The 1,333-nt window shown below is 65.0% G+C and carries 1 protein-coding gene and 1 pseudogene; both read left to right on the top strand.

What is annotated here, in order from left to right; all coding sequences use genetic code 11:
• Positions 1-495: pseudogene (locus AC1DU6_RS31435) on the top strand (HD-GYP domain-containing protein); the annotation flags it as partial.
• 272 nt (positions 496-767) lie between these two features.
• Positions 768-1,331: an alkyl hydroperoxide reductase subunit C gene (gene ahpC / locus AC1DU6_RS31430; RefSeq protein ID WP_056198538.1), complete on the top strand. Its 564-nt coding sequence runs from the start codon at positions 768-770 to the stop codon at positions 1,329-1,331.
• Positions 1,332-1,333 lie beyond the last annotated feature (2 nt).

The following is a 1,333-nucleotide window of genomic DNA, read 5'->3' as shown; positions in this document are numbered from 1 at the left end:
GCCCTGGACGATGCGCAATGGCTGGCTGCGGTGGCCCAGCACCATGAGCAGCCGGGCGGCGGTGRCTATCCGCAAGGCTTGGCCGAGCCCGACGAGGCGGCCCAGCTGCTGCGCCTCGTCGATATCTTCCTGGCCAAGCTTGCCAGCCGCGGCGGCCGCGCAGGCATGCCGGCACCGCAGGCGGCCAAGTCGCTCTACACCGGTAGCAATGGCCATCCCTTTGCAGCGCTGCTGGTCAAGGAGGTCGGCATGTTCCCGCCCGGCACCCTGGTCAAGCTCGCCAGCGGCGAGATCGCGGTGGCGGTGCGCCGCGGTACATCAGGCAACACTCCCATCGTCAGCGCCGTTATGAATCGTCATGGGGATGCCTTAGGCTCTCCCGTCAGGCGTGACACGGCGGTGGCCGAGCATGCGATCACGGGTCTGGTGGCCGCGCAGGTGCTGCGCGTGAAGCTCAGCCCGCACCAGCTCTACGACCGCCGCTACGAAGCCTGAAACGCTGCCCCTCGTCCAGACCAGTCCGGCTGGACGCGGGCTGGTCTGGTCGGTCCCCCGAGGGGACGGCGATGCTTGGCGGGTTGGCCGCCAAGCACATCGCCGGACCGGGCCGGCTTGGGAGCGGCCCGGCGCTCGGCCCGCCAGGCCGGGTGGGGCGGTGATCAATAGCCTGACTCAATAGCGCCGATTTGATAAATGTTTTCTACTGAAAACTCATCTTCGATATAGTTCTACCTATCCCATCAACCAGCGCCCTACGGAGCTTTCGAATGTCCCTGATCAATACCCAAGTCCAGCCTTTCAAGACCGAAGCCTTCCACAACGGCAAGTTCATCACCGTTAGCGACGAAACCCTGAAGGGCAAGTGGTCCGTGCTGATCTTCATGCCGGCCGCTTTCACGTTCAACTGCCCGACCGAAGTCGAAGACGCGGCCGACAGCTACGCCGAGTTCCAGAAGATGGGCGCCGAGGTCTACATCGTCACGACCGACACCCACTTCTCGCACAAGGTGTGGCACGAGACCTCGCCGGCCGTCGGCAAGGCCAAGTTCCCGCTGGTGGGCGACCCGACCCACACGCTGACCAATGCCTTCGGCGTGCACATCCCCGAAGAAGGCCTGGCACTGCGCGGCACCTTCGTCATCAACCCGGACGGCGTCATCAAGACCGCCGAGATCCACTCCAACGAGATCGCCCGTGACGTGTCGGAAACGCTGCGCAAGCTGAAGGCTGCCCAGTACACCGCCGCCCACCCCGGCCAGGTCTGCCCGGCCAAGTGGAAGGAAGGCGCTGCCACGATCGCCCCGAGCCTGGATCTCGTCGGCAAGATCTAAAC

It is taken from the genome of Roseateles sp. P5_B10, from assembly GCF_056400485.1.
This window is presented reverse-complemented; position numbering and strand designations above follow the sequence as displayed.

Coding starts and splice junctions, on each gene's coding strand:
- ahpC (WP_056198538.1), top strand. CDS start 768: ATGTCCCTGATCAATACCCAAGTCCAGCCTTTCAAGACCGAAGCCTTC.